This window comes from Pantoea sp. SJZ147, from assembly GCF_007828605.1.
In the GTDB taxonomy this organism is placed as follows: Bacteria; Pseudomonadota; Gammaproteobacteria; order Enterobacterales; family Enterobacteriaceae; genus Pantoea; species Pantoea allii.
In genome coordinates, this window is record NZ_VIVB01000018.1 from 44,263 (window position 1) to 65,007 (window position 20,745).

The 20,745-nt window shown below is 50.8% G+C and carries 21 protein-coding genes; 12 read left to right on the forward strand and 9 right to left on the reverse strand.

The genetic code is table 11. The features are described 5' to 3' along the window. The first annotated feature begins 36 nt into the window (after window positions 1-36). Genes cpxR through trmL form a run of 3 tightly spaced genes read left to right on the forward strand, consistent with a single transcriptional unit; the run spans window position 37 to window position 2,620 of the window. Window positions 37-735, forward strand: a complete 699-nt coding sequence (gene cpxR, locus FBY13_RS21795) for an envelope stress response regulator transcription factor CpxR (protein WP_063877692.1) — start codon at window positions 37-39, stop codon at window positions 733-735. Then, complete coding sequence (gene cpxA / locus FBY13_RS21800; RefSeq protein ID WP_063877693.1) at window positions 732-2,111, forward strand: envelope stress sensor histidine kinase CpxA; 1,380 nt, start codon at window positions 732-734, stop codon at window positions 2,109-2,111. The genes cpxR and cpxA overlap by 4 nt, the downstream gene beginning before the upstream one ends. A 35-nt stretch (window positions 2,112-2,146) precedes the next feature. Next, entirely contained in the window at window positions 2,147-2,620 is a 474-nt protein-coding gene (gene trmL, locus FBY13_RS21805; protein ID WP_063877694.1) for a tRNA (uridine(34)/cytosine(34)/5-carboxymethylaminomethyluridine(34)-2'-O)-methyltransferase TrmL, read from the forward strand. Here trmL and cysE read toward each other — a convergent pair. The 5 genes from cysE to FBY13_RS21830 all read right to left on the reverse strand — a co-directional run bounded on the left by cysE (window position 2,617) and on the right by FBY13_RS21830 (window position 5,733). Beyond that, complete coding sequence (gene cysE, locus FBY13_RS21810) at window positions 2,617-3,438, reverse strand: serine O-acetyltransferase (protein WP_063877695.1); 822 nt, start codon at window positions 3,436-3,438, stop codon at window positions 2,617-2,619. The two genes, trmL and cysE, sit on opposite strands and share 4 nt — an antisense overlap. 67 nt (window positions 3,439-3,505) lie before the next feature. Then, window positions 3,506-4,522: an NAD(P)H-dependent glycerol-3-phosphate dehydrogenase gene (gene gpsA, locus FBY13_RS21815; RefSeq protein WP_186440844.1), complete on the reverse strand. Its 1,017-nt coding sequence runs from the start codon at window positions 4,520-4,522 to the stop codon at window positions 3,506-3,508. Further along, a complete protein-coding gene (gene secB / locus FBY13_RS21820) occupies window positions 4,522-4,992 on the reverse strand; it encodes a protein-export chaperone SecB (RefSeq protein WP_063877697.1) in 471 nt (156 codons plus the stop codon). The genes gpsA and secB overlap by 1 nt, the downstream gene beginning before the upstream one ends. Before the next feature lie 38 nt (window positions 4,993-5,030). Further along, on the reverse strand, window positions 5,031-5,285 hold the full coding sequence (grxC, locus tag FBY13_RS21825) for a glutaredoxin 3 (RefSeq protein ID WP_063877698.1): 255 nt from the start codon (window positions 5,283-5,285) through the stop codon (window positions 5,031-5,033). Between the two features lie 16 nt (window positions 5,286-5,301). Further along, complete coding sequence (locus tag FBY13_RS21830; protein WP_145395127.1) at window positions 5,302-5,733, reverse strand: rhodanese-like domain-containing protein; 432 nt, start codon at window positions 5,731-5,733, stop codon at window positions 5,302-5,304. 252 nt (window positions 5,734-5,985) lie between these two features. Between FBY13_RS21830 and envC the strand changes: the two genes are divergently transcribed. Together envC and FBY13_RS21840 are read left to right on the forward strand one after the other, a co-directional pair. Then, a complete protein-coding gene (envC, locus tag FBY13_RS21835) occupies window positions 5,986-7,287 on the forward strand; it encodes a murein hydrolase activator EnvC (RefSeq protein WP_096011137.1) in 1,302 nt (433 codons plus the stop codon). Next, window positions 7,288-8,199, forward strand: coding sequence for a divergent polysaccharide deacetylase family protein (locus tag FBY13_RS21840; protein WP_145395128.1), 912 nt, complete (start codon window positions 7,288-7,290; stop codon window positions 8,197-8,199). Window positions 8,200-8,296: 97 nt separating this feature from the next. Here the strand turns inward: FBY13_RS21840 and tdh are convergent, their stop codons facing one another. Further along, window positions 8,297-9,325 (reverse strand): L-threonine 3-dehydrogenase, encoded by a 1,029-nt coding sequence (gene tdh / locus FBY13_RS21845; RefSeq protein ID WP_063877701.1) that lies wholly within the window; start codon window positions 9,323-9,325, stop codon window positions 8,297-8,299. A 9-nt stretch (window positions 9,326-9,334) separates the two neighbouring features. Then, window positions 9,335-10,531 carry a glycine C-acetyltransferase gene (locus FBY13_RS21850; RefSeq protein ID WP_063877702.1) on the reverse strand — a complete coding sequence of 399 codons (1,197 nt, stop codon included), beginning with the start codon at window positions 10,529-10,531 and terminating at the stop codon, window positions 9,335-9,337. A 228-nt stretch (window positions 10,532-10,759) separates the two neighbouring features. On the opposite strand from FBY13_RS21850, the gene rfaD reads away from it, so the two are divergent. From rfaD to FBY13_RS21880, 6 genes are read left to right on the forward strand one after another with little or no spacing between them, the layout of a single operon-like run. Next, window positions 10,760-11,692, forward strand: coding sequence for an ADP-glyceromanno-heptose 6-epimerase (gene rfaD, locus FBY13_RS21855; protein WP_063877703.1), 933 nt, complete (start codon window positions 10,760-10,762; stop codon window positions 11,690-11,692). Window positions 11,693-11,709: 17 nt separating this feature from the next. Further along, on the forward strand, window positions 11,710-12,768 hold the full coding sequence (rfaF, locus tag FBY13_RS21860) for an ADP-heptose--LPS heptosyltransferase RfaF (protein ID WP_145395129.1): 1,059 nt from the start codon (window positions 11,710-11,712) through the stop codon (window positions 12,766-12,768). Further along, window positions 12,756-13,724, forward strand: coding sequence for a lipopolysaccharide heptosyltransferase RfaC (rfaC, locus tag FBY13_RS21865; protein ID WP_145395130.1), 969 nt, complete (start codon window positions 12,756-12,758; stop codon window positions 13,722-13,724). Before rfaF ends, rfaC begins: the two co-directional genes overlap by 13 nt. Beyond that, window positions 13,721-14,890 (forward strand): glycosyltransferase family 4 protein, encoded by a 1,170-nt coding sequence (locus FBY13_RS21870; RefSeq protein ID WP_145395131.1) that lies wholly within the window; start codon window positions 13,721-13,723, stop codon window positions 14,888-14,890. The genes rfaC and FBY13_RS21870 overlap by 4 nt, the downstream gene beginning before the upstream one ends. Further along, window positions 14,887-16,143, forward strand: coding sequence for an O-antigen ligase (locus FBY13_RS21875; protein ID WP_145395132.1), 1,257 nt, complete (start codon window positions 14,887-14,889; stop codon window positions 16,141-16,143). Before FBY13_RS21870 ends, FBY13_RS21875 begins: the two co-directional genes overlap by 4 nt. Then, window positions 16,143-17,132 carry a glycosyltransferase gene (locus FBY13_RS21880; RefSeq protein ID WP_096011111.1) on the forward strand — a complete coding sequence of 330 codons (990 nt, stop codon included), beginning with the start codon at window positions 16,143-16,145 and terminating at the stop codon, window positions 17,130-17,132. Before FBY13_RS21875 ends, FBY13_RS21880 begins: the two co-directional genes overlap by 1 nt. Here FBY13_RS21880 and FBY13_RS21885 read toward each other — a convergent pair. Beyond that, the gene (locus FBY13_RS21885; RefSeq protein ID WP_145395133.1) at window positions 17,113-18,102 is read right to left on the reverse strand and encodes a deacetylase; all 990 of its coding nucleotides are present in this window, start codon (window positions 18,100-18,102) and stop codon (window positions 17,113-17,115) included. The two genes, FBY13_RS21880 and FBY13_RS21885, sit on opposite strands and share 20 nt — an antisense overlap. Before the next feature lie 330 nt (window positions 18,103-18,432). Here FBY13_RS21885 and FBY13_RS21890 point away from each other — a divergent pair, with 330 nt between their 5' ends. Then, window positions 18,433-19,518, forward strand: a complete 1,086-nt coding sequence (locus tag FBY13_RS21890) for a glycosyltransferase (protein ID WP_145395151.1) — start codon at window positions 18,433-18,435, stop codon at window positions 19,516-19,518. Between the two features lie 152 nt (window positions 19,519-19,670). On the opposite strand, the gene FBY13_RS21895 is transcribed toward FBY13_RS21890, so the two are convergent. Continuing rightward, on the reverse strand, window positions 19,671-20,708 hold the full coding sequence (locus tag FBY13_RS21895) for a glycosyltransferase family 9 protein (protein ID WP_145395134.1): 1,038 nt from the start codon (window positions 20,706-20,708) through the stop codon (window positions 19,671-19,673). Window positions 20,709-20,745: the final 37 nt, after the last annotated feature.

Sequence of the window (20,745 nt, forward strand, 5' to 3'; positions counted from 1 at the left end):
AGGAACACGCTATTTTGCCTGCGGAGGGCTACAAAAATGAATAAAATCCTGTTGGTAGATGATGACCGCGAATTAACTTCGCTTTTGAAAGAGCTGTTAGAAATGGAAGGGTTTGAAGTCGTGGTCGCCAGTGATGGTGAGCAAGCGTTGAACCTGCTCGATAACTCAATTGATTTGCTTTTACTGGACGTCATGATGCCGAAGAAAAACGGTATCGACACCCTGAAAGAATTACGCCAGCAATACCAGACGCCCGTCATTATGCTCACCGCACGTGGAAGCGAGCTGGACCGCGTGCTGGGCCTTGAACTGGGTGCTGATGACTATCTGCCAAAACCCTTCAACGATCGTGAGCTGGTCGCGCGTATCCGCGCTATCCTGCGCCGCTCGAACTGGAGTGAACAACAGCAGCAACATGACAACAGTTCACCGACGCTCGAAGTTGACTGTCTGCGCCTGAATCCGGGTCGTCAGGAAGCCAGTTTCGACAGTGAAACGCTGGATCTCACCGGCACGGAATTCACCCTGCTTTATCTTTTGGCACAGCATTTGGGTCAGGTTGTCTCTCGCGAGCACCTTAGCCAGGAAGTTCTGGGTAAGCGCCTTACGCCTTTTGACCGCGCCATTGATATGCACATCTCCAACCTGCGTCGTAAGCTTCCCGAACGCCGTGACGGCCATCCGTGGTTTAAAACCTTACGTGGCCGCGGCTATCTGATGGTTTCTGCATCATGATAGGAAGTTTGACTACCCGCATCTTTGCTATCTTCTGGCTGACGCTGGCGCTGGTATTGATGCTGGTGCTCATGGTTCCAAAGCTCGACTCACGTCAGATGACGGCGCTACTGGAAAGCGAGCAGCGTCAGGGGACGATGATAGAGCAGCACGTTGAAGCAGAGCTATCGCGCGATCCCCCGAATGATTTGATGTGGTGGCGGCGCTTATTTCGGGCTATTGAGAAATGGGCACCGCCCGGTCAGCGCTTGCTGTTAGTCACCAGCGAAGGCCGGGTCATTGGCGCGCAGCATAATGAAATGCAGGTTATCCGTAACTTTATCGGTCAATCAGATAATGCCGACCATCCGCAGAAGAAAAAGTATGGTCGGGTCGAGATGGTCGGGCCTTTCGCTGTACGCGATGGGGAAGATAATTATCAGCTCTATCTGATCCGTCCCGCCAGCAGCTCTCAACTGGACTTTATTAACCTGCTGTTTGACCGGCCTCTGCTGTTGCTTATCGTTACCATGCTGATTAGCTCACCGCTTTTGCTCTGGCTGGCATGGAGCCTGGCGCGGCCAGCGCGAAAACTCAAATACGCGGCGGATGAAGTCGCCAGCGGCAACCTGCGCCAGCATCCAGAACTGGAATCTGGCCCGCAGGAGTTTCTGGCCGCGGGCTCCAGCTTCAACCAGATGGTCAGTGCGCTGGAACGTATGATGAACGGTCAGCAACGCTTACTGTCCGATATCAGCCACGAATTGCGTACGCCACTGACGCGATTACAGCTGGCTACGGCTCTGCTGCGTCGCCGTCATGGCGAAGGCAAAGAGCTGGAGCGCATTGAGATGGAAGCTCAGCGACTGGATGGCATGATTAATGACCTGCTTGTGCTGTCGAGAACGCAGCACAAGAATGCGCTGGTGAGCGAAGCCATGAAGGCGAATCAACTCTGGAACGACGTGCTGGAAGATGCCAGGTTTGAAGCGGAGCAAATGGGCAAAACCCTGGAGATTCCTTATCCTCCTGGCCCTTGGCCGCTTTACGGTAATCCGCATGCGCTCGAAAGCGCCCTGGAGAACATTGTGCGTAATGCTTTACGCTACTCACATACGCATATCAGCGTCAGTTTTTCAGTCGATATTTCGGGCATTACGGTGCACGTTGATGACGATGGTCCTGGCGTGAGCCCGGAAGATCGCGAGCAGATATTCCGCCCTTTCTACCGAACGGATGAAGCCCGGGACAGGGAATCCGGCGGCACAGGTCTGGGGCTGGCGATTGTGGAAACGGCCATACAGCAACATCGTGGATGGGTCAAAGCGGATGACAGCCCACTCGGTGGCTTGCGTCTTACTATCTGGCTCCCACTCTACTCCTCTGCAAGGCAATAATTTGCTATGCTTCGGCCCTCGTTATCGGGGGCCTTATGCTTAACATCGTATTATTTGAACCAGAAATCCCACCTAACACAGGCAATATTATTCGCCTGTGTGCGAATACCGGTTTCCAGCTCCACCTGATTGAGCCGCTTGGCTTTGCCTGGGACGATAAACGTCTTCGCCGTGCGGGGCTGGATTACCACGAATTTACCGCCATCAAATTTCATGCTGATTATCCGGCTTTTCTCGCAACAGAGCAGCCTGGGCGCCTGTTTGCGCTAACCACGAAAGGCACACCGGCACACAGTGCGGTCAGCTATCAGCGAGGTGATTATTTGCTGTTTGGCCCGGAAAGCCGTGGGTTACCTGCAGAGGTGTTGCAGGCATTGCCTGCAGAGCAAAAAATACGCATTCCCATGATGGCGGAAAGCCGCAGCATGAACCTGTCTAATGCGGTATCGGTTGTGGTGTACGAAGCGTGGCGCCAACTCGACTATGCTGGCGCACTGATCAAATCCTAAATACCATCACCAAACTGGAAGCCGGCACCATTGCCGTTAAAGTGTTGATCCATATCCATTGACGGCTTTTCACTGCCGGGCTTACCGACGATGCGGGCAGGGACACCGGCAGCAGTCGTGTGCGGTGGAATAGATTGCAATACGACAGAACCGGCCCCAATTTTGGCACCGCGCCCTACCTCGATATTGCCCAGGATTTTTGCACCAGCACCAATCATCACGCCTTCACGAATTTTCGGATGGCGGTCTCCGCTGGTTTTACCGGTGCCGCCAAGCGTGACTGACTGCAAAATTGAGACATCGTTTTCCACAACGGCTGTCTCACCGATCACAATGCCGGTCGCATGATCCAGCATGATCCCGTGACCGATTTTTGCAGCCGGATGAATATCCACGGCAAACGAGACAGACACTTCGTTCTGCAGATATACCGCTAAGGCGCGTCGACCTTCATTCCACAGCCAGTGTCCAATGCGATGTGCCTGAAGAGCATGAAATCCTTTCAGATAAAGCAGTGGCGTGGAATATTTATCAACCGCGGGATCGCGCAGACGTACCGCCTGAATATCACAGGCCGCAGAGGCAATCATTGAGGGATCTTCACGGTATGCTTCTTCGACCACTTCACGAATAGCGATAGCAGGCATAATTGGATTAGCCAGTTTATTCGCCAGCATATAGCTCAGGGCACTGCCAAGATTCTCGTGCTTGAGCAATGTCGCGTGGTAAAAGCTGGCCAGCATCGGCTCGCAGTCTGCCAGCGCTCGTGCTTCTGCCTTGATATTATTCCAGACCAGTTCTAACTCATCAGACGACATGCTGTTTTCTCCCGATAAAAAAAGCGCCTTAACCGGCGCTACAGGTGATGATGCCTGGCTCCCTGCTTTAGTTTGTACTGTTTTCGTCCTTCCTTGAACGCCCCAGCAGGCTTAATGCTGCATCTCGTGCCGGTTTTCCGCAATAGAGCACCTGATAAATCTGTTCGGTAATCGGCATTTCGACCCCGACGCGTGCGGCCAGTGCTTTGACTTCTTTGGTGTTTCTGTAACCTTCTACAACTTGTCCGATAATGCGCTGCGCACCATCAACATCTTCGCCCTGTCCGAGCATCATGCCAAAACGGCGGTTGCGCGACTGATTATCGGTACAGGTTAGCACCAGGTCACCCAGACCGGCCATGCCCATAAACGTCGTCGGATCGGCACCCAGCGCCGCGCCAAGACGACTCATCTCAGCCAGTCCGCGGGTGATTAAGGCTGTTCGGGCGTTTGCGCCAAAACCGATGCCATCTGACATCCCGGCACCAATCGCAATCACGTTTTTCACTGCGCCGCCCAGCTGAACCCCAATAAAATCGGGATTACTGTATACGCGAAAGCTTTTGCCGCAGTGCAGTCGCGCCTGCAAATCATCCGCAAATTGTGAATCGGTGGCCGCCAGAGCAATCGCCGTCGGTAAACCCGCAGCCAACTCTTTCGCAAACGTTGGGCCGGAGATCACCGCCAGTGGAATCGCCTCACCCAGGATTTCCCGTGCAACATCCTGCAGCAGACGACCGGTTTCTTTTTCCAGCCCTTTCGTCGCCCAGACAATGCGTGAGTCATCGCGCAAACCGGGTTTGATCTGCATCAGCACATCGCCAAAAACGTGGCTGGGCACGACAACCAGCAGATCGCGGCTGGCAGCGATGACACTCGCCAGATCGGGTTCAACAGTCAGATTATCGGGAAAAGGAACATCAGGCAGGAAAGCAAGATTGCAGCGGTCGGACTGCAGTTGTGCCATATGAGCGGGATTGTGGCCCCACAACAACACCGGATGGCCATTGCGGGCCAGTGTAATCGCCAAAGCGGTGCCGTATGAACCGGCACCGATGACGCTAATCGAAGCGTGAGTGCTCATCAGGCATCCTGATGTTGCGCAGCACCTTCTTCGCCTTGCTGCTGCTGCAGATAGTTCATGAACAGCGCATCAAAGTTCACTGGCGCAAGGTTGAGTTGCGGGAACGTTCCACGGGAAACAAGGCTGGTGATACATTCACGGGCATACGGGAACAGGATATTCGGACAGTAAGCGCCCAGGCAATGCGCCATCTGAGTACCGTCAATGCCGCCGATGGTGAAAATACCGGCCTGCTGAACTTCACACAGGAAAGCGGTCTCTTCGCCAACGGTCGCGGTTACGGTCACACGCAGCACCACTTCATACACTTCATCAGCCAGCTGCGAAGAAGCAGTATCCAGATCCAGCTTAACGTCTGGTTCCCACTCTTTCTGAAACACTTGTGGCGCGTTCGGCGCTTCAAAAGAAATATCTTTCGTGTAAACGCGCTGAATCTGGAATTGCATTTCGTTAGTGTTATGTTCTGACATGTGACTAAGTCCTGTAAGTTAAAATGTCTGGCGTAAAACTACGCCTGAAGTAACGGATCTAAACCTTCACGATCGTTCAGCGCCATCAGATCGTCGCAGCCACCAATATGCTGACCGTCGATAAAAATCTGCGGGACGGTAGTCCGGCCACTGCGCTTAATCATCTCTTCGCGTTTTGCCATGTCCCCATCGATGGGAATCTCCTGGAACGCCACGCCTTTTTGACTCAGTAGCGCTTTTGCCCGGTGGCAATAAGGACAGGTTGCTTTAATGTAAATCTCAACGTTTGCCATAGGGACCTCAGGATGATTATTTACCGCGAACCAGCGGCAGATTTTCGCCGCTCCAACCGCTGATACCGTCTTTCAGAACGGACACCTGGTTGAATCCGGCCGCACTCAGATTTGCAGCAGGTTCGGCTGCGCTTTGTCCGGTTGCACATACCACAATTATGGGCTGTGCTTTGTGCTTTTCCAACTCACCCAGGCTGCCTTTCTTGATATCTGCGGCAGCCACATTAATCGCGCCCGAAATATGACCCTTGCGGTAATCGTCACGCGAACGCACGTCTACTACCACCGCGTCCTCTTTGTTAATAAGTCGGGTTGCTTCACCTCGACTGATCGTTTTTACTTTAGAGAACATTCCTTTAACGGTGGTCACAATCACCAATATAAGTAATACGACCCATGCCAGACTCAGGACGGGGTGATTGCTTGCAAACTGCATAATTTCTTGCATGAGGGGTAACGACTCCAGACCGGGCTAATAAGCTAAAACAAGGCTTCTGAGTATACCTGCGCCACTTCGCATGTACAGACGCTAAGCGGACAGAGTGAAGATTTGTGCGTCATTTTCCAAAAAAATGAGCGGAATGGCAAAAATGACGTGACGCTGGTGCCTTGTCCTGATGAAAATGGATCACTCTGGGAAAGCAAAAGCCGGTCGGCAATGCTGGTAAGCAACTGTTCATCGTGGAATAATCATCGACCTATGAAGGGAAAGATAACCGTTCTACCAACATGGACTCGTTACAACGGTCGCATCCTGCCGTTGTTCACCCGCTTGTCCGCCCTGTCTTTTAGCCTGCTTTATGCGGGCCTGTTGCTTTTCCCTGCGCCCGGCGTGGCTGCGGATGACAATAAAGCGCAACTGAAATCTATTCAGCAAGAAATTGCAGAAAAAGAAAAAAGCGTAAAAGCGCAAAAAGTTCAGCGTAGTCAGTTGCTCAATCAGTTGCAGAGTCAGGAAAAAATCATTGCTCAGGCAAGTCGACAGTTGCGGGAAACCCGTAACAGCCTGTCGGCCCTGAATGGTGAAATCACGCAGGTCACCGCCTCGGTTTCCCGCCTTGAGAAACAGCAGGCTCAACAGGAAAAGCTGCTTGCAGAACAGTTGGACGCGGCTTTCCGCCAGGGTCAGCATAAAGGCCTGCAACTCCTGTTAGGGGGCGAAGAGAGCCAGCGCAGCGAACGTATTCTGGCTTACTTTGGTTATCTGAATACCGCACGCCAGGAAAATATCACCGCCCTGCAAACCACCCGTCAGGAATTAGCCCAACAGCGCGCGTCACTGGAACAAAAGCAGCAGCAACAGAAATCGCTGTTAACACAGCAGCAAGAACAACAAGACAAACTCCAGCAAGCCAGCGCAGCCCGTAAAAAAACCCTGACCTCTCTGGAAAGTGCGCTGCAGAAAGATCAGGCTGACCTGGTTGAGATGCGTCAGAACGAAAGCCGTCTGCAAGATAAAATTGCCCGTGCCGAACGTGAAGCCCGTGAGCGCGCTGCCCGTGAAGCACGCGAGGCAGAAAAAGTGCGTCAGCGTCAGGTGCAGGCTAAAGCCAAAGGCTCCAGCTATCAGCCAACACAAAGCGAGCGCGAACTGATGGCGCGAACAGGTGGACTGGGCCGCCCCAACGGTCAGGATATCTGGCCAGTACGGGGCCGCGTCGAGCATCGCTTTGGCGAGGAGCTGCAGGGTGAATTACGCTGGAAAGGCCTGGTCATTGCCGCCCCAGAGGGCACAGAAGTCAAAGCCATTGCCGATGGTCGTGTGTTGATGGCCGACTGGTTGCAAGGTTATGGCCTGGTCGTGGTCATCGAGCATGGTAAAGGGGATATGAGCCTGTATGGTTATAACCAAAGTGCGCTGGTCAGCGTGGGTGCCCAAGTGAAAGCAGGCCAGCCTGTTGCGCTGGTCGGCACCAGCGGTGGTCGCGGAACGCCTTCGCTCTACTTTGAAATCCGACGTCAGGGCAAGGCGGTCAACCCCATTCCGTGGTTAGGGAAATAAGTGCTACATCATCGTCATAAGATCACCGCGTTGTTGTGCGGCTTGCTGCTCAGTTGCGCGGCCCAAGCTGCTAAGCTCGCCATCGTTATTGATGATTTCGGCTACCGGCCAACGGAAGAGAATAAAGTACTGCAAATGCCGCGGGCGATTTCTATTGCCGTGCTTCCCGATGCGCCTTATGCCCGCCAGATGGCGACCAAAGCGCATAACGGCGGGCGTGAAGTGCTGATTCACCTGCCTATGGCACCGTTAAGTAAGCAACCGCTGGAAAAAAACACCTTAACGCCCGAAATGAGCAGCGCGGAAATTGAGCGCATCATTCGGAGTGCGGTGAATAATGTCCCCTATGCGGTGGGGCTGAATAACCATATGGGCAGCAAAATGACTTCCAGCCTGCCCGGTATGCAAAAAGTCATGCAGGTGCTTAATCAGTACAACCTGTATTTCCTCGACAGCATGACGATTGGTAACAGCCAGTCACTGCAGGCCGCGCAGGGAACGCACGTCAGAGTACTCAAGCGCCGCGTATTCCTGGATGACAGTCAGGACATCAATTCTATTCGTCAGCAATTTAGCCGGGCAGTCAGGCTAGCCCAGCGGGATGGCTACGCTATTGCGATCGGTCATCCGCATCCTAATACCGTGCGTGTGCTGCAACAAATGTTGCCCTCCTTGCCGGCGGATATCACCCTGGTGACACCGGGTCAGTTACTGAATGAGCCGATGCGCAACGGCAACACCTCGCCGACTAACACTCCGCCACGCAGCAAGCCATCGCAGGGTTTCCAGCCGCCGGGTGAATGTAAAGTGAAGCAGCCGCTGGCGCCCGTACCGGCTACGCGCGCGCTGGGCGTGATTGGAGAAAGCATCACAGAAAGTCCGCTTTATCACCGGCTCGATGAACTCTTCTGAAATATGCTGCACCCGGCATTAAACCGGGTGCAGCATATTTACACTACGCAAACTTACGTCATCTCACCCTGTGTTTGATGAGCACTCGCGGGCTCAATTATGCCCAGTTCAAAATCACCTTTCCCGACTGCCCCGAGCGCATTTCGTCGAACCCCTGCTGGAAATCATCGATAGCATAACGATGGGTAATGATTGGTGTAAGATCTAACCCTGACTGAATCAGTGCAGCCATTTTATACCAGGTTTCAAACATCTCTCGTCCGTATATCCCTTTGATAAACAGCCCTTTGAATATCACCTGGTTCCAGTCAATGGCCATTTCTCCGGGAGGAATGCCCAGCAAGGCGAGCCGACCGCCGTGATTCATCACCTCAAGCAGGGTTCGAAAAGCAGGTGGTGCGCCTGACATTTCTAATCCCACGTCGAAGCCTTCTTTCATATCCAGTGACTGCATGACCTCACGCAGATCTTGTTTTGCGACATTGACTGCACGGGTTACACCCATTTTACGGGCCAGCTCAAGGCGATAATCATTGATGTCCGTAATCACGACATTACGCGCACCGACATGCCGGCACACGGCCGCGGCCATAATACCGATAGGGCCGGCACCGGAAATAAGCACGTCTTCTCCGACCAGGTCGAAAGATAAAGCGGTATGTACCGCGTTGCCGAAAGGATCAAAAATCGCCGCCAGTTCGTCGGAGATATTGTCAGGGATTTTGAACGCATTAAAGGCGGGAATAACCAGATATTCAGCAAAACACCCTTGCCGGTTAACGCCCACGCCTTGAGTATTGCGACACAGATGGGTACGACCGGCACGGCAGTTGCGACAGTGCCCGCACGTTATGTGACCTTCGCCAGAAACCCGATCGCCAATGTTAAATCCCTTGACCTCCTGACCAATAGCGACGACCTCGCCCACATATTCATGGCCGACAATCATAGGCACCGGAATCGTTTTACGTGACCAGTCGTCCCAGTTATAGATATGTACGTCAGTCCCGCAGATGGCGGTTTTGCGAATTTTTATCAATAAATCGTTATGACCCGGCTCGGGAACCGGCGCATCAGTCACCATCCAGATGCCCTGCTCTTTTTTCAACTTAGCCAGTGCTTTCATGGTCAATCCTCAGGCGATGACGCCAAGTTGTTTACCAATACGCGTGAAAGCCGCCACCGCCGTTTCCAGTTGCTGCTGGCTGTGTGCTGCTGAAATTTGGGTTCGGATTCGCGCCTGACCTTTTGGCACAACCGGATAGAAAAACCCGGTAACATAGATACCTTCATGTTGTAACAGCTGAGCAAATTCCTGCGCGACGCTGGCTTCTCCCAGCATGACGGGAATGATGGCGTGATCGGCACCAGCCAGCGTAAAACCTGCCGATGTCATTTTTTCACGGAAGAAGCGTGCGTTGTCCCACAGGCGCTGACGCAGACCGTCGCCTTCGCTTAATAAATCCAGTACGCGAATAGAGGCCGCCACAATCGCCGGTGCCAGGGAGTTAGAGAACAGGTAAGGTCGTGAGCGCTGGCGTAGCCATTCCACCACCTCTGCCTTTGCCGCGGTGTATCCGCCCGATGCACCGCCCAGCGCCTTGCCCAGAGTGCCGGTGATAATGTCTACCCTGCCCATGACCTCGCAATACTCATGGGTTCCACGACCGGCGTTACCCACAAAACCCACCGCATGGGAATCATCCACCATGACCAGCGCTGAATATTCGTCTGCCAGATCGCAAATGGCTTTCAGATTGGCGATCACGCCGTCCATTGAGAATACACCATCCGTCGCAATCATCACTGTCTGCGCACCGTTATCCCTGGCTTCCTGAAGGCGGGCGCGCAGTTGGGTCATGTCATTGTTGGCATAACGATAGCGCTGTGCTTTGCACAGGCGGACACCATCGATAATCGACGCATGATTAAGCGCATCTGAGATGATGGCATCTTCCGCGCCCAGTAAGGTTTCAAACAGCCCACCGTTGGCATCAAAACAGGAGGAATAAAGAATGGCGTCCTCCATGCCAAGAAAGTCAGCCAGTTTTTTTTCCAGTTGTTTGTGCATATCCTGCGTACCGCAGATAAAGCGCACCGACGCCATGCCAAAGCCGTGTGAATCCATGCCCTCTTTAGCGGCCTGAATTAAGGCTGGATGGTTAGCCAGGCCAAGATAGTTATTGGCGCAAAAGTTAATGACAGGATGGTTATGTCCGACCTCAATCTCCGCCTGTTGCGCGGAGGTAATGATGCGTTCTTTTTTAAATAAACCTTCACGCTGGGCGGCGTCGAGTTGCTGTCGGATATGTTGGTAAAAATGCACTGGCATTATTCTGCTCCTGATAAGGTAGGAATGAGGCAAATATTACTGAACATATCGCCTTTCTACGCTTAATCGACCAACAGAATGTTAATTTTGCAGCATAGTTCACGTCGTTAAAAGGTATGAGTAACGCCTTACAGAGTCATCTGGCTGTCTGTGACGGGATGAAATGTTATGATGTAAGCATTACGTGTGAAACGTCCCGTTTCACCCCAAAACTTCAAAGGTAACAGTATGATTATCGTCACCGGTGGCGCAGGAATGATCGGCAGCAATATCGTTAAAACGCTGAACGATCGCGGTCACAACGACATTCTGGTCGTGGATAACCTGAAAGATGGCACCAAGTTCGTGAATCTTGCCGATCTGGACATCGCTGATTACATGGATAAAGAAGAATTTTTGACCTACATCATGTCCGGTGAAGACCTCGGTCCGATTGAAGCGGTTTTCCATGAAGGTGCCTGCTCAGCCACCACTGAGTGGGATGGCAAGTACATGATGGACAACAACTATCAGTACTCTAAAGATCTGCTGCACTTCTGTCTGGAGCGTGAAATTCCGTTCCTTTACGCGTCGTCGGCCGCCACCTACGGCGGACGTAACGAGAATTTTATTGAAGAGCGTCAGTATGAGCAGCCGCTAAACGTTTACGGCTACTCCAAAATGCTGTTCGACCACTATGTTCGTCAGATCCTGCCTGAAGCCACCTCGCCGGTATGCGGTTTTCGCTACTTCAACGTTTACGGCCCGCGTGAAGGTCACAAAGGCAGCATGGCAAGCGTGGCATTTCATCTGAACACGCAGATCAGTAATGATGAAAATCCAAAACTGTTTGAAGGCAGCGACAGCTTTAAACGTGATTTCATCCATGTTGATGATGTGGTGTCCGTGAATTTGTGGTGCTGGGAGAATGGGATTTCCGGCATTTATAACTGCGGAACAGGCCGTGCCGAATCCTTCCAGGAAGTGGCCGATGCCGTGCTTAACTTTCACCAGAAAGGCCAGATTGAATACATTCCATTCCCTGACAAATTGAAAGGCCGCTACCAGGCTTACACACAGGCCGACCTGTCCAAATTACGCGCAGCGGGTTATGACAAACCGTTTAAAACCGTGGCACAGGGTGTGTCTGAATATATGGTTTGGTTAAACCGTAACGTCTAAAGGAACGGATACCCGCGATGAAAATTCTGGTGATCGGCCCATCGTGGGTCGGCGATATGATGATGTCGCAAAGTCTCTATCGTACGCTCAAGGCCGAACATCCTGATGCGGTTATCGATGTGATGGCACCGGCCTGGTGCCGTCCGCTACTTTCACGGATGCCTGAAGTCAATCAGGCGCTGGCGATGCCGCTGGGTCATGGCGCATTGGGGATTGGCGAACGCCGCCGACTGGGCAAATCGCTGCGCGCCAGCGGTTACGATCGCGCCTATGTTCTCCCCAACTCTTTCAAATCCTCGCTGGTGCCCTTTTTTGCCGGGATTAAACGCCGTATCGGCTGGCGCGGAGAAATGCGTTATGGCCTGTTAAACGATCTTCGGGTGCTGGATAAAGAGGCGTTTCCGCTGATGGTCGAGCGGTATGTGGCTTTAGCTTATGACGCGCCAGTCCGTTCAGCCCGGCAACTGCCCCAGCCCTTGCTAACGCCTCAACTGCAGGTTAGCGAACAGGAAAAAACAGAAACTGCCACGCAGTTTCAGCTCGCTGCTGAGCGCCCGACGATTGGTTTTTGCCCCGGTGCAGAGTTTGGCCCGGCGAAGCGCTGGCCACATTTTCATTATGCAGCCCTTGCGCAGCAGTTAATCAGCGAAGGTTTTCAGGTCTTGCTATTCGGTTCGGCGAAAGATCATCCGACCGGTGAAGATATCATCTCTTCTCTGCCCGAAGATAGCCGGGCACACTGCCGTAATCTGGCCGGCGAAACTCAGCTTGAGCAGGCCGTTATTCTTCTGGCACTGTGCCGCGCAGTCGTCAGTAATGATTCGGGCCTGATGCACATCGCCGCAGCGTTAAATCGACCGCTGGTCGCCTTATATGGCCCCAGCAGCCCTGACTTCACGCCACCACTCTCCGATCGGGCGCGGATTATCCGTTTGATTAGCGGCTATCACCGCGTACGTAAAGGGGATGCCGAGCAAGGCTACCATCAAAGTCTTATCGATATTCAGCCCGCACAGGTCCATGAAACACTGAGCACGCTATTGCGTGAAGCCGAGGAGGGGACATGCACGTCCTGATTGTTAAAACCTCTTCTATGGGCGACGTGCTGCATACGCTTCCGGCACTGACCGATGCCATGTATGCCCTACCCGGCATACGCTTTGATTGGGTGGTAGAAGAAAACTTTGCGCAAATCCCGTCCTGGCATCCGGCAGTGGAAAAAGTTCTGCCCGTCGCCATCCGTCGCTGGCGTAAACATTGGTTTGGCAGCCAACAGCGTGAAGAACGCGTTCAGTTTAAACGTGAGCTGCAGTCTCGTGAATATGATGTGGTGATCGATGCTCAGGGCCTGATTAAAAGTGCCGCGCTCGTCACCCGACTGGCTAAAGGCGTTAAGCACGGCCTGGACAATCGCAGCGCACGTGAACCTTTTGCCAGTTGGTGGTATGACAAAAAACATGATGTCAGCAAAAAGCAACATGCGGTTGAAAGAACGCGTGAGCTGTTTGCAAAAAGTCTGGGTTACGATAAACCGCACACTCAGGGCGATTATGCGATTGCCGAACATTTCCAGAAACACGTAGCATCGCGTGAAAACCCTTATCTGGTATTTCTTCATGCTACGACACGTGATAATAAACACTGGCCTGAAGCCCATTGGCGAGACTTAATTGAACGCATCCAGCCAACAGGTTTACGTGTGAAGTTGCCGTGGGGTGCCGAACATGAGCACCAGCGTGCGCTACGTCTGGCTGAAGGTTTTGAGCACGTAGAAGTCTTGCCTAGGCTTTCTCTTGAAGCTGTGGCACAGCAGTTGGCAGGTGCGGATGCCGTGGTGTCAGTGGACACGGGCCTGAGTCATCTTACAGCCGCGCTGGACAGGCCTAATATCACTTTATATGGTCCGACCGACCCGGGTTTGATTGGCGGTTACGGGCAAAATCAGCATATTTTGCGCCCTGTTGAGGGCAGCAAATTAGCAGACATCAGCGCGAAGGACGTCGCAGATATGGTCTTTGAGATTCTTGCATGAAGAAACTCCACATAATTAATCTTGGCAAAATGGGTGGCGTTGAGCGTCTGTTCTTGCAGTACATCAATGACTTTTCTGACGGGCATGACGATGTGATTTGCATCAGCAATGAGATAGACGACGACATTCGTCGCCATATTCCTCAACAAAAAATCACCTTTGCCAATCGTTGGGTTAATGGCCTGAAATTAAAAGTCCCACAATTTCTTCGGAAATATGTACTACAAAAACGGATAGAAGCCAGCGATGCCGATGTGATTGTAGTTTGGGATTTGATTCCGGGGCTGGCAGCCAAACCCAGGCGTGCTGCTCTGGTCTATTACGACCACGGCTGCTCATGGCGCTATCCCAAGAATAAAAAAACGCTTAACTTTATGGCGATGCTGGATGGCGTTATTTCAGCCTCTTATGCTTCAAACCGCGTGATGCAGCATCGTTTTAATTTGCCTTGCCCACATCATGTCGTTATTAACCGAATCATGGTGCCACAGGGAATTAATCCCGCAACCAGAACGCTGAAAAATCCGATCAGACTGGGAACCGCATCACGCCAGGTTAGCCTTAAAGGTATTAGCGTAGCGCTACTGACGTTAAAAGAATTACGTCAACGTGGGCACAATGTTGTGCTGGAAATCGCGGGTAAAGGACCTGACCACGACGCCTTTGTGGGGCTCGCAGAGCGTTTAAATATTAGTGAGTTTGTCACCTTTAGCGGTTTTCAGCATGACATAAGCACCTTTTTCAACCGTATTGATCTCTATCTCAGTACGCCCGTCACTGAGCCATTTGGTCTTTCTTGTATGGAAGCGCTTTATTTTGGTGTACCGGTCATTTTTCCAATGATCGATGGCCAACCCGAAGTCGTCAGCCATCAACAGTGTGGAATAGGTTTAATGCCCTCAGTGACGATTGATGAACATGAGAAATTAACTGGCATACGCGTTGATTTCCCTTATCAGATCTACGATCCTGTCCACGATGTTATGGAAGAGGCCAAACTGGTTTCTCATATTGATTGCGTCAACGCGGTTGAAATCTTATCCGGACATGAAACCTACCAACGATTTAGTGAAACCGCCAAAGCCTGGACAGCAGAGCATTTCGACTATGCGCTGTTTAAGACAGAATTCAATGATGCTTTGATGGACGTAATCAGTAAAAAATGAAACTTAATCATTTAATCTTAAAAAAAGATGCACCTGCCAACGTTCTTAACCAGCTGATTTTTATTGGATGTGCGATAGCCTTTATTACATCGCCATTTGGGGGAGATTTTGGCAAGAATGTTTTTTATCTATCGAGCTATCTGGCCTTTCTGGTCGTCATTTTCCATTTCAGATTTTACACCACCAATAAAAAAAATTTGATTCTTCCCGGTGCTCTTTTGGTTGTCGGTATCATCAGTATTATCTGGACAGCCATATATAAACAGCCTGGCGATTTCATCAGCCTTTACCGACAGTATCAGTCAACCGGAAGATTGCAGATCGCCGCAGCGTTTATCTTACTGACAATGCTCAATATTAAAATCGCACTGCAAAAACACACCGTGTTGACCGCCATTATTTGCGGACTTGCGGTAAATTGCTATGCCATTTACCAGGGTGTTTTCTTACATATAGACCGTGTAGAGCTTAATTTTGATCGGGCGACGGTTGCCGCCTATATTATTACCTCGGTTAATCTAATTTTTATTAAAGCCGTTTTACTCTTAAAGAACCGACATAGAGTGCTGCTTTTTTTAGCCGCTTTCGCCTTTACCTATGCTTCCATTGTGCTGACCGGAACGCGTGCAGCGATGCTGGCTTATCCTGTGTTGACCTTAATGATTGTACTGATGAGTACACATGTCATTAGTCGTCGACATAAAATGACGCTGTTCACTTTGGTGCCGGTGATGATTTTGCTGAGCGCCGCGCTATTTCATAACCTCATTGCGACACGTATACAGCAGTTCAATCAGGACATTGCTCACATGCATGAGAAAACTGGTGAGAATTCAATAGCTTCTCGCTTAAGCATGCAAATCATTGCATTTCGTACCGGCTCAGAGGCCCCATGGGGAGAGTCCGCTGAGCAACGCGCGGAAGAGGCAAAGGCAATCGTGGCAAAAGAGCCTTCGCTTTATGGGGCGTTAACCTATCTTACCGTTCACATGCACAATGAACTGATGGAAAATTTCTCAATTAAAGGTATTGTGGGGCTGTTGGCGATGGTCGGTTTATATCTCTGCTTAGTGCGTAATGCATTCACACCTTGCCATAATCCTGCACTCCTGGCCGTGACTGTATCATTAATAACATATGGCTTGAGCGACGTGATCTTTTTTAGCACTGAGGGCACACTAGCCTATTGTCTGGCTGTGATTATTAGCGGCTTGTTGGTCAATACCTCCGTTACATTACAGGACGCAGCATAATGCAAACCCGCGACTGGCTGCTAAGCGTAATTATCCCTTTGTACAATAGTGAACGTTATATTATCCCCTGCCTGAATTCACTATTTACGCAGATCGATGACGATATTCAGGTCATCATTATCGACGATGGTTCGACAGATCTTTCTGCACAGCGCGTAAAAGATTTTCTGAGCGGTTATCCCTCAGCTTCAGTCGAATTTATCCAACAGGCTAACCAGGGCGTTGCCGCAGCCCGGAATGCCGGACTGCTCAAAGCCAGAGGAAAATTCATTACCTTCCTGGACGCTGACGATCTCCTCAGTAAAAACTATCTGTCGATTATCAAGCCATTATTATTATCCGATCAGGACGATCTGATTGATTTTAATTATGCCCGATTTGAACATACGGTGCCTGAAGCGTCAGAAAACGAATCGCCTCAGCGTGTTGCTTATGATTTTTCAGGGCGGGGACTGGATTGTCTTCATCCTCTTTTTATCCGATCGATGTGGCATCTGTGGAACCGGGTATACAGAAATAGCTTACTGGAAGGAGACGCGTTTGAGGTGGGAAGGCGCTATGAAGACGTTATCTTTACGCCTTTTCAATATCTTAAGACGCAAAAGATCGCTCATCTTGAGAATACGCTCTACTATTACCGCGATAATCAGCAAGGTATTACGCGTAATGTTCGTGAGAGCGATATTCAGGACATGCTGTTCGCCATGAATAAAATGTGTGCCATCGCGCAGACAAACAGTGAACGGCGTCGGTTGGCGGCAGGCATGATAGTGAACTGTTTTAATGAAGTAAAAAGCATGTCGAAAGCGGTTTTTGGCTATTACCATTACGATAAACAAACAAAACTGGCGCTTAAGTCAGCAGCACGCCTTTGTAAGGGCCATTGCAAAACGAAAAAGTTTTGGCAAATGCGCTATCCCGAAGTCGACACGCTTTTTTCGTGGTTGCGATTTAAAACCCGTAAACCGGCTACTGGTGTGAATCGGTGACGGCTCCGAGTGCCGTTTTTTTCTTCAGGGCATATTCGGTTAATGTCATGCCCTGAGTGCGCACCTGAAGCCAGCTAAACAGCTGCTCTAAATCATCATAAAGACGGTCAATATCTGCGTCATTTTTAAACGTTGGACTGCCATCAGGCATAAACTCAGAAGAGTGCAGCATAAATTCAACATAATCGTTTCCCTGCGACAGTGTTTGTTCAACGACCTGCTTCATTTGCGCCAGATTTCCGCCTATGGGTCGTAACCAGTTGACCCGAGCCCCTCTCGATTTACCCCGAACAGTGTCCCAGGCTTTTTTAAACTGATTTTTCAATCGGCCATGTCGATACTGAATGCTCATCGGCAATTCCAGTAAGGTTGAGTGGCCAGGTTTTGAAATATCGTTGATATCGACGTAATAGGCACAGTCCGGAAACCGGCTGTAATCTGTACCACCTTTACCCTGGGGTGCACCAGGTGAGCCACGCCAGTCGACACGCGGCGTAACGGAGCAGTCAACCATATAACCATTATCGATCAATGCGCGCGCATAAACTTCATTAAAGGCCCAGCGACCAGCACGATGACTGCGCATTTTGGTATCAAAAGCCGTTTCAAGCAGATCAGTCATGTAGGCGACTTTATCGCGCAGGACCGCCTCTGGGTACTCAATCAGATAAGGCTGGTAACGCCAGTCATCCTCCGTAAGTGCGAAATCAGGAGGGCTGTACCAGGCATGTAAATGCATGCCTATTTCACCCTGATTACGATCAAGAAGGTCGCGGCCAAACTCCACATAGGCAGGATCGCTGACCATCTCATAGTTAGTGAGCCAGGTGGGTTTGAACGCATATTTTTCGCACAACGACTGAAAACGCGGTAAAAAGCGAACATTATGCGTGGTGACATTGCCGCTGCGATTGCGCCAGAGGTTGTCACCTTCTGTATCAAGGGTGATTAAAAATGCTGGTTTATCCATGATTTATCCAACAATCAGTAGAGATTCTCTTTACCATGTTACGCAGGGTGCGCAATCCGCGCAAAAATATAATTGCGGTGAGTTTGGTTTTTATTCGTAGTCATCTATGCGCCGATAACCTAAAATCATTACCTTAATCCAAGGGGCATTTCGTTTATAAGCCATTGAATAACAGAGCGTTGTAATGTTTTTTATATTTGAAAAATTATTTGAAACTGCACTCACTATTTTACTCTGTTACGACTTGTTTAATGCCTGTGAGTCACATAATTAAGACCACGCACAGCGCAGGCGAGTCTTTGAGGTGAAAATTTGTCCAAGCGTATTTTGATGATAATTGACGGGCTGCCAGGCGGCGGTGCTGAAAAGGTCGTGCTGACGCTGGCACAGGGCCTGATAAATGACGGGCACCAGGTAGCACTTTTTTCTTTGCGTAACGTCTGCGATTATCCCCTACCTGCAGAACTCGATTACCAGATAATTAACGACGCTAGCCGTAGCCCATGGCGTAAGCTCACTGAAACATCTCGTCGTGCCACACTCCTGGATAAGGCCGTCCGTGCCAGTGAGACCCGGTATGGCAAATTTGATTTGGTACTGTCCCATCTGCATAAAACTGACCGCATTGTATCTTCCTCGCGTGCGCTCGATCCGTTAAAAACCTGGTACTGCATCCATGGCGTTTTTTCGGCCTCTTATCTGGCGCGCAAATCAGGTTTTGCGTTTTGGCTTAAGCGCCAGAAAATCCGTCACGTCTACCGTAATCGTCAGGTGGTCGCGGTTTCTCAATATGTACTGGATGATTTGATCCGTTGTGTCGGCGTGAAACCCTCGCGAACCAACGTGATTTTTAACCCTTTTGATTTTGATGAAATCCGCCAGCTTTCTCAGGAACCTTGTCCGCTCGCAGGCACAGATTTTCTGGTACATGTTGGTCGTTTTCATGAAACAAAACGGCATGATCGCCTGCTGGAAGCTTACGCACAAAGTGGCATCCAGGCTCCTCTGGTCTTACTGGGGCAAGGCAGCCCTGCAACGAAAGAGAAGTTACATCGATTGACTGAACAACTGGGCATTTCAGATCGCGTGCGCTTTGAAGGTTTTCAGCGTAATCCCTATCCCTGGATTCGTCATGCCAGGATGTTGATTCTGAGCTCAGACAGTGAAGGGTTTGGCAACGTTTTGATTGAAGCGATGAGTTGTGGAACACCGGTGGTGAGTACGCGTTGTCCTGGCGGACCAGCAAGTATTTTAACAGGTGACCTGGGACGCGGACTGTCTGAGATGAATGCAGCCTCTTTAGCGGAAAAAATGCGTGAAATCCACGATAATCCCCCTGATTTGCATCAACTTGATTTGAACATCTATAGCCTGTCGGTTATTTGCCAGCAATATTTGCATCTGGCTGACACCTGATCTGAACGCCCACATTTCTGCCGTTGAGCACACATCCTGTTAACCAGCCGTTCCTTAAATCACCGAACAGATTAAGGGAACGGCAGGTTTGACCGTTGTTTGCGCAACGAAAGACGCCTTTAGTCTCAGACGTTCAGTTAATGATAAGATTGCTACGCGACAACGGCTTCCGGACTGCCTTTGAGCTGTTGCCACGCATCAATAACGCTTTCCAGCGTCACGTCATTACATTCCCCGGAAGGCGTCTGCAGGATTTTATATTCACCTGACCATGGGTGCCATCCGGGGGCATCAGTATCGCCAAAAAACACCACCTGCTTTTTATGTAAACCTGCAGCGATATGCATTTGGCCACCATCGCTACACAGAATTTGGTCACAGCAACTAAAGCCCGCCATTAAATCACGCACCGACGTTGTCGAGTAGGCGGCGACACGAGAGGAATTGATTAACTCAAGGAGGCTCTCTGCACGGGCATCATCCCCCCTGTCATCCGGCCCCAGTGCACCCTGCGGAGACCAAAAGATCAGCACACGCGCTTGCTCATCCTCTAACAGATAATGGATAAAAGCCGCATAGCTTTCCAGGTCCCAACGTCGCTTCGGGCTACGGCTGCTGATGTGTATACCGTAAGTTTGGCCGGATACGGAAAACATGGAATTGATACGTTTTTTCGCCTGGTCTCGCTCTTTATGAGTTAAATAAACTCTCACCGGCGGAACTGCAGGCAAATGATCGGTCAGCGCTGAGAGATACGAGTAAGTGTGTTCGACCTGGTGGTTGCCAGAAAAATCGTCTCTGCCAAAGATTCTTGTCAGCCCGTTACTGGCTTCACCCGCGCCAATAATATGGGTGGCTCCCGCCATACGCGCCAGACGTAAGCTGTATTTACAGGGGACCGGGTTCGCCAGTACCGCCGCATCAAACTTCGTTTTACGTAAAGCCCAAAAAATTTTTAAACGGTGCCAGTAAACGCCAATTGCGGTCTCATTCTTGCCACGGTGCTTGGCTTTCTTATAGACATGAAGCGCATCAACATGGGGGTTATGCAGTATCACATCCTGCGCCACTTTATTTACCAACAGCGTCAGTTTAGCTTCGGGAAAGGCCGTTTTGATGCCTTCGAGCAACGGCGTGGTACAAACCATATCACCAATGTTGTCGCGCCTGATGACGAGGATATTTTTCATACAATACTCGGTTTAGGGATACCTGTCCTGGCTGTAA